At 34.1% G+C, this 7,351-nt stretch carries 7 protein-coding genes; all 7 read right to left on the bottom strand.

Annotated elements, in window-relative coordinates; translation table 11 throughout:
• Positions 1-190: 190 nt before the first annotated feature.
• The 7 genes from AC3ASS_RS13175 to AC3ASS_RS13205 all read right to left on the bottom strand — a co-directional run bounded on the left by AC3ASS_RS13175 (position 191) and on the right by AC3ASS_RS13205 (position 7,268).
• Positions 191-916 carry a class I SAM-dependent methyltransferase gene (locus AC3ASS_RS13175; protein ID WP_488283983.1) on the bottom strand — a complete coding sequence of 242 codons (726 nt, stop codon included), beginning with the start codon at positions 914-916 and terminating at the stop codon, positions 191-193.
• 556 nt (positions 917-1,472) lie between these two features.
• Positions 1,473-1,712: a DUF2164 domain-containing protein gene (locus AC3ASS_RS13180; RefSeq protein ID WP_488283984.1), complete on the bottom strand. Its 240-nt coding sequence runs from the start codon at positions 1,710-1,712 to the stop codon at positions 1,473-1,475.
• 13 nt (positions 1,713-1,725) lie between these two features.
• Entirely contained in the window at positions 1,726-2,391 is a 666-nt protein-coding gene (locus AC3ASS_RS13185; RefSeq protein WP_488283989.1) for an ECF transporter S component, read from the bottom strand.
• 41 nt (positions 2,392-2,432) lie between these two features.
• Entirely contained in the window at positions 2,433-4,073 is a 1,641-nt protein-coding gene (locus tag AC3ASS_RS13190; protein ID WP_488283985.1) for an ABC transporter ATP-binding protein, read from the bottom strand.
• Positions 4,046-4,933: an energy-coupling factor transporter transmembrane component T gene (locus AC3ASS_RS13195; RefSeq protein WP_488283986.1), complete on the bottom strand. Its 888-nt coding sequence runs from the start codon at positions 4,931-4,933 to the stop codon at positions 4,046-4,048. Before AC3ASS_RS13195 ends, AC3ASS_RS13190 begins: the two co-directional genes overlap by 28 nt.
• Positions 4,930-5,430 carry a DUF4430 domain-containing protein gene (locus tag AC3ASS_RS13200; RefSeq protein WP_488283987.1) on the bottom strand — a complete coding sequence of 167 codons (501 nt, stop codon included), beginning with the start codon at positions 5,428-5,430 and terminating at the stop codon, positions 4,930-4,932. The genes AC3ASS_RS13195 and AC3ASS_RS13200 overlap by 4 nt, the downstream gene beginning before the upstream one ends.
• Positions 5,431-5,495: 65 nt before the next feature.
• On the bottom strand, positions 5,496-7,268 hold the full coding sequence (locus AC3ASS_RS13205) for a DUF4430 domain-containing protein (RefSeq protein ID WP_488283988.1): 1,773 nt from the start codon (positions 7,266-7,268) through the stop codon (positions 5,496-5,498).
• Positions 7,269-7,351 lie beyond the last annotated feature (83 nt).

Below are 7,351 nucleotides of genomic sequence, written 5' to 3' on the forward strand. Positions count from 1 at the left end.
GGATTGTGGCATTAGCCCACAACTTCCTGAAAGTAGCCGGCATCCGCCAGCTACTTTCAGATAAAAATCGAAAAAATATAAAAGCAAGTGGAGAGAAACGAATTGTTTTTCTCCACTTGCTTCATTTTAGGGACTTATCGGACAGCCCCTAAATCGTCCTAATGTACATGGAATGGAATTGTTGTCAACTTCAACTTAAAGAGCGAAAAACACGATAACCAATTTTTTGTCCATATTGTATGTTTAAATCATAATGTTTTTGTATGATTGCAATGAATAATGGATGGTGAAATTCATAATCAAATTCTTGATCTTCACTTGATTGTTCCGTTTGATTTTGAAGTTCTTCCCAAACCGTCCGTTTATATAAAATTTCCGTCCGCTTAAAGCCAGCTTCACGAAAATTCTTTAACCAATCTTGTTCTGACAATAATTCTTTCATATGATAAAATTGCAACAATTCTTCTTTTTCAACTTTTGTAAGAGGATGTTCTTCTGTCATATCAATGGTAATGAGAATACCATTTGGTTTTAACACACGTCTATACTCTTTAAGACTTTTTTGCACGTCTGTAAAGGCTGTGACTGATTCAGCGATAATAATATCAAATTCTCTTTCTTTAAATGGAATTTGTTCAGAGCTCCCTTTTACTAAAAGAATAGGAAGTTTTTCTCTTATGAATCGTTCCTTAGCTTTTTTTAACATCACCGGATGTATATCCATGGCATATACTTGTGCATGATATGTCTTTGCAAGATACGCAGACGTTTGTCCTGTCCCACAGCCAACGTCAAGAATTTTCATGTTTTTACTGATATTTTCTTTTGCCATTATTTTCTTAGTTAATGCCAGCCCTCCCGGATGTGCACCACCAACACCAAAATGAGCTAGGGCATCTGAGTATGAATAAATCAATATTTTCCCCTCCAAAGATTAGTACAATATCATATGTCATTACCATGGAGTTGGAGACTCTCTAACATGAAAGAGATACATTGAAATAATGGGTATGATTAAATTTTTATCTTTTAAAATTAAAACCTATGATACACAAACTTATGTAATTGATATCGGTAAAAAAATGTACCCAGCTTAAGAAAACAGGATAGTAAAAACAAGAATTCAAATGACTGTGAGGAATTATTAAATGAAAGATCAAATTTTCTAGATGGAAACCCCATCATGAATGGATTGCCTGAATAGATCTGGAGAAAAGACTCTTTACTTCCAAAATGATATCTCTGCAAAAGTGTTAAATCTAAAACAACTATTAGAAGATAAAGAAGTCTATGAGCAAATTGGACGAAAAACAAGACATAAGGACATAGAAAGTAAAAAGATACTTCGACAAATTATTAATGGCATAAAATATTAATTTTTTAGATCATAGCGTATTTTTCAATTTATCAGTAAAACTAAGTATCTATTAACGTCCTATAAAAAATTAAGAAGGGGACTAAACCCTTCTCTTTCATATTGGACGTTCTAAAGATAATAAATCATCTTCTAAACTAAAAATTTTCAATTCAACCATTAGCTTGGCATCATGGACTCCTTGGTTATAAAAATATGGTCCAATTTCTTGCGTAATAAAATCAAGAAAGTTTCCCGCTGCTAGCTCACCAATTTCTTCTGAACATTCTTCATGAAAAAATTCTTTAATTCTTTCTATTATTTCCTCTTTCTCTTTTTTCTGTAATGAAATATTCATTGTCCACCTCGTTTTACTTATCCAAAAGACCGTATTTTTTTTGAAATCTTTCTAAAATATTCATCCAACTTGTACCAAATAAAAATAAAAAGAATGCATTGCTTAATGCGTGAGATAAATCAAAGAAGAAACTTGCACTATAATACGCGATGACTTCAGCCCAGTGGAAATCTTGCAAAATTCCAATTACAAACCATAAATTCATGATCCAGCCAAAAACAAAACCGGAAATAATTCCGAAAATCATTCGACCTATACTTACTTTCATAACCCATGTATTTTTTAACAAACCCGCGATTAATCCGATCATTCCCCAAGCATACATTTGCCAAGGTGTCCAAGGTCCTTGTCCTAAAAATAAATTTGAAACAATAGCTGCAACAGCACCGATCACAAAACCACTTTCAGCACCTAATACTGCTCCAGATATAATAATGACAAAAGTTGTTGGTTGTACACTTGGTAACATTGCAAACGGAACGCGACTAACAGCCGCAACTGCTGCTAAAACTGCTAATAAAACTAATTCTCTTCCTGTTACCTTTCTCCTTTCAAAGCGAATCATAAAAGGGAGGAAGGTAGCAATCATGAAAAATACACTCGTCGTTAAATAGTAATCGGTAATGAGTGAAGGGAAGAAACAAATAACTGCTAAAAAAGAAACTAAAATCCCGAGCATTGCCCATTTCGCATAATGATGGGAGGCGTTTTGTCGACGGTTTACTTTTGGCTCCATTTTATTTTCGCCTCCTCGACAGTTACGATTTCCGGAACATGACTGTCACGAGTGATTCGGCTAACGACTGTCGTATAAAATGTATTCCCTTTAAAGAAGTCTCGAGTAGGTGCTTCAACCGTAATACTTCCTTGAAACATCATGGCACATCGAGTAGCATATGTTGCAGCAAATTCAATATCATGACTTACCATGACAATCGTCAAACCTTGTTTTTGTAATTCTTTTAGCCACTGGCCTATTTCCCGTTTTGCCTCCGGGTCTAGCCCTTTAGTTGGTTCGTCCAATAGTAAAATTTTGGGGGATGAAAGTAACACACCGATAAGGGCAACTTTTTGCATTTCCCCGCCACTTAAATCATACGGGTGTTGATTTAGTAATTTCTCTATACGAAAATAAGTTATTAGTTTATCTAAAACGGATGTTTCTACTTTATTTTTCTTAGCAATATCATTTAACTCTGCAATTACGGTATCGTGGATAAACGCTAATTTTGGATTTTGCGGTAAATAACCAATTAAATTAGGATTTGGCTTTTTCATTTTCTTCTTATTAAAAATGACGGAACCGCGTTGTGGTGATTCTAATAAAGCCATCACCTTTAATAATGTCGATTTTCCAGTACCATTGGCTCCTACAACAGCTAGCCATTCACCTTCATAAACTTTTAATGATAATCGATCTAATATGCGAGCAGTATATTTATCATACTGGAAGTCAACATCTTTAACCGATAAAATTTCACGAACATTTTTTTCATATGATTCCATGTTTTTCGAGGGTTCGATAGAAAGGCTTTTGATCCACCGCTTTCCCTCTTTTACCGTTAATGGAAGCTGGCTGGAAGATATATCATTTGTATAAGTTAAATAAAGTCTTGATAGACTTGGTAAATAGGAAAATATTCTTTTATTTTCATGATCTTTTAAAAAAGACACTACCTTCCTTGGAGGACCATCTTGAATGATCTTTCCTTCTTCCATAACGATCACGCGATCTGCGATAGGTAATAACTCATCTAATTGGTGTTCAGTGATAATGACTGTTATTCCAAATTCCTCATTCATTCTTTTGATTAACTCGATAAATTCTTTTGTTGCAACAGGATCTAGTTGGGCGGTTGGTTCATCAAGTAACAATAATTTTGGTTCCATTAATAGGATGGAAGCTAGGTTAACCGTCTGTTTTTGCCCTCCAGACAATTCATGTATTTTTTTATTTAATAAATGTCCGATGCCAAAGTAATGCACCATTTCAGCGACACGTTTCCTCATTTCTTCCGTTGTAATTCCAATATTTTCTAGTCCAAATACCAATTCTTCAAAAACTCGCTCCATCACCATTTGGTTTTCTGGATCTTGAAAAACCATTCCAATTTCTTTTGCCAGTTGTATTGGAGAAATCTTTTCTAAATGTTCCCCTTTGTAGAATATTTCCCCACTTAAATGGCCATGTGGAGCCACTTCACGTTTAATTTGGCGAAGTAAGGTTGATTTCCCGCTACCTGATGGACCACATAAGACGATAAATTCCCCCTCATTGACGGAAAAAGAAATATTTTGTAATGAAGGATGGTTTTGATTAGGATAAGTAAAGCTTAATTGCTTCGTTTCCAATAACGCCATTGAAGTTCCTCCTTTATTTCCATGACGAGAGGGAATGATAAAAATAAAATATATATAATGAGGAATAACCATTCTCGACCTTCAAGCATAATGGATTCTAAAATTGGTAAAAGTGAAAGGACTCCATCTCCAAGCCACCAGCCGAAAATAATGAAAAAATTTATTACTATAAAGAAACTGAGTATCATCCAATCAACATAAGTAAATGAATACGGCTCATATTTTGTTCTCATTTGAATTCCGTATCCTCTTGCAGCCATTGAATCCGCGGTTTGAATCCCATCTTCTAAAGAGAGGGTTAAAAGGATTTGAACATATAAGAGTCCGTGAGATATTCTCTCCTTTAACGTTCCTTCCAAAACAGATCGTCCTTTTGATTTTTGAACGGTAGCAATTTCTTGTAGTCTACGTTTTAACAACGGAACAAACCTCATGGATAGCATTGTTAATAATGCCCATTGAGGAAACCATTTTGCGAATAGAAATAAAAACTTATCAGCAGAAATCACGAGATTAAATGTCATAAATAAACAAATGATCGAAAATAGTGATAGGGCATTCATAACTCCTTGAATGAATGCTTCCAATGTAATGGGATTATTAAATAAGAAAAATAAAATATGATTACCTCGATGGTTAAATAATGGTGTAATAACAAGGAATAAAAATGAGAAAATGAAAAGGACCGGAATCCATTTTATTAATGTTCTACCCCTGTCAAACACGACATTAAGACCAATTGTTATGAAAACAGCAAACAATAAGAAAAGCGGATGGTGATAAAGCATAATTGTTGTTACAGCAAAAACGTAATAAATAAAGCAAATAAAAGGATGGAAGGAACGAAATCCCCGATTCATGGCTTCTCCTTCGTATAGTCCGTCGTATAAATCCATTCCACAGTGTCACCGTTAGTCACAGGTTCGATTCCAGAACTTTGCTTTAATTGAACTCCGTTTTTTCTAGCTATCCACCCGCTAGTAGGACCATGGTCGAATTCATAAAGATTATCAATTGCGACCATATATGCTGTTTTTCCACTTCCGGTTACTTCAAATTGAATCCCTTTTTGTTTTAAAATTTTTACTGTAGCGGATAAAAAAGTTTCTTTTGTCTCGATTTCAACTTTTGTCGGTGAAATGATGAAACGCTTTTCACCATTGTCATCAACCCTTTGGATTGAGAGATGAACATAATCTTTTGTTTTATTTTTATCAGTTGAGTTTTCTGGAACGATGCTTTCTTGGTTTGTCTGTTCATCTTTAACTAATGGAGTAATTTCGTCTTTTTCACAACCAATAGTAAAAATGAACATCAATGTAGCAATAAATAGGAGTAGAGAAGTTCTAAACCTCAATGTCGAACCCTCCTTGTCGTTCGGATGTAAAAAACCCCCTTCAGCACAAACTGAAGGGATTTAGTTTATGATGATTTCATCTTTCTTTTTTTATAGTAAACAAAAATTCCTACAGCCACGATTAGAAAAATAACACAATATATAACCAGCGCAAATTTGTTTTTCTCGTCTTTTGATTGAAGTTTATCATCTTTTATGTCCTGTACATCTTTTTGTATGATTTGATAGATGGAGCCTTTGCCATCTAAGAATTTTTGGTAAGCAACTAGTGCTAACAAACCTTGGCTCGTTGATATATTGTTAGAACTATTATCGCCTTTTAAATGTTGAAAACCACCGTCCGAAGTTTGGAAGGATAATAAATGTTCCACTAAATTGATATCATTAACTGTAAATTCTGAGCTTGCTGGATCGATGCCAATGGCAGTCAAACCAATAATGACTTGAGCAACGGTTTCACTTGAATCTCCGCCATTAATCTCGTCATAAAAACCGCCTGTTCCAGCTGCTTGCTGTAAATCCTTTAACCATTGAACGGCTTTTTCAATAGCAGATTTTACATCGGGCTCCTCTTTATATGGTGCAAGAGCTGCTAATGCCATTCCTGTCATATCAGGACTTGGAGAGTCACCAATCAATGCCCATCCACCGCTCTTTAATTGTTGGTTAAGTATTTCTTGTATTAATTTCTCTCTCGTCCATAATGCCTTGCTATCTGTTTCGTAATTACCACTATCTAAAGCTAACAATGCAAATATTGGGCCATTATTCCCTTGTTTTTTCATTTGCTTGTGATTGGTTAATTCATCAATTAAGTTTATACCGTTTAAATTAGTAACATCTTTTCCAAACGCTGTGATGTTCAATATTTTTTTCACTAAATCCGTCACATTTTGAAATTTTCCTTCTTGATCAATGACACGTTGAATCTCTTGTTCCATAAACTTTTTCGGAATGTCTTTTCCTAATGTTTTTAAAGACAGTATGTCATAAAAATTGTCTTGAAAGTTTTTTTGAACGACACTTAATGCTTTTTCAATCGAATCCTCTAATTGTTTTGGATCAATCGCTTGTGAAGATTCAACTTTATCAGGCTCCGTAGAATCAAATGATGCTGCTTTTAAAATTAGATGCTCGCCCTCACTTAATTGATAACTAATTAAACCAACTTGTAATTCCTGATTATCTACTAATACGGAAAAATATTCATTTTCTTTTAAGTAGTTCTCAATATTATTAACCATTGTAAAGAAATCAGAATAGACAGTAACATCTAACTTCTCACTACCTATTGCTTGATGTAAGGCATCATAAGCTGTGGCACCTTTTACAATTTCAACTTTTTGCTTTTTTACAATTTCTTCATTATTTCTACCTAATACAGAGACATTCACTCTAATATTATCTTCTTGAGTGTTAAAATCAGTTAATTTAAATAAAATGTTATCTCCATTTTGAATTTTATATGTTGAAATACCTTCTTGAGCAAATGCGCCATTTATATAAAATGCCCAATAATTTTTTGTACTATCTTCTGATAGATTCCCAATTTGCTTAACAAATTTTCCAGGCATTCCATCAAACTCTTTATATTCAATGGTAGTTCCTTTTGATCTTAATTGTTCAAGCGCATCAAATGCAGTAGCTCCCTCCTCAAACTCAAGGGCAGTCATTGGAAGGACCTCATTTCCATCTTCATCAATGGCAGAAATAGTCACTCCATTTTTTAATACTTCAGCTTCTACTTTAAGGTTGGAAAGCACTCCACCTTGTGCTATTAACAATAATACAGTTAATAGCATCAAAAATGTTTTTTTCAATAAACTTCTCTGAAACATTCTTTTTCCTCCTCGTATAGTATTTTTAGAATCCTCTTTTGAGGTATTTTCCAGTTAGAATTTTGTTCTTTGATAACTTCATA

Source organism: Bacillus sp. JST-5, assembly GCF_057747715.1.

Bases quoted from the DNA above. Each gene is read 5' to 3' on its own strand.
- AC3ASS_RS13180 (WP_488283984.1), bottom strand. From the start codon at position 1,712: ATGAATATTTCATTACAGAAAAAAGAGAAAGAGGAAATAATAGAAAGA.
- AC3ASS_RS13190 (WP_488283985.1), bottom strand. From the start codon at position 4,073: ATGGCGTTATTGGAAACGAAGCAATTAAGCTTTACTTATCCTAATCAA.
- AC3ASS_RS13195 (WP_488283986.1), bottom strand. From the start codon at position 4,933: ATGAATCGGGGATTTCGTTCCTTCCATCCTTTTATTTGCTTTATTTAT.
- AC3ASS_RS13205 (WP_488283988.1), bottom strand. From the start codon at position 7,268: ATGTTTCAGAGAAGTTTATTGAAAAAAACATTTTTGATGCTATTAACT.
- AC3ASS_RS13185 (WP_488283989.1), bottom strand. From the start codon at position 2,391: ATGCTCGGGATTTTAGTTTCTTTTTTAGCAGTTATTTGTTTCTTCCCT.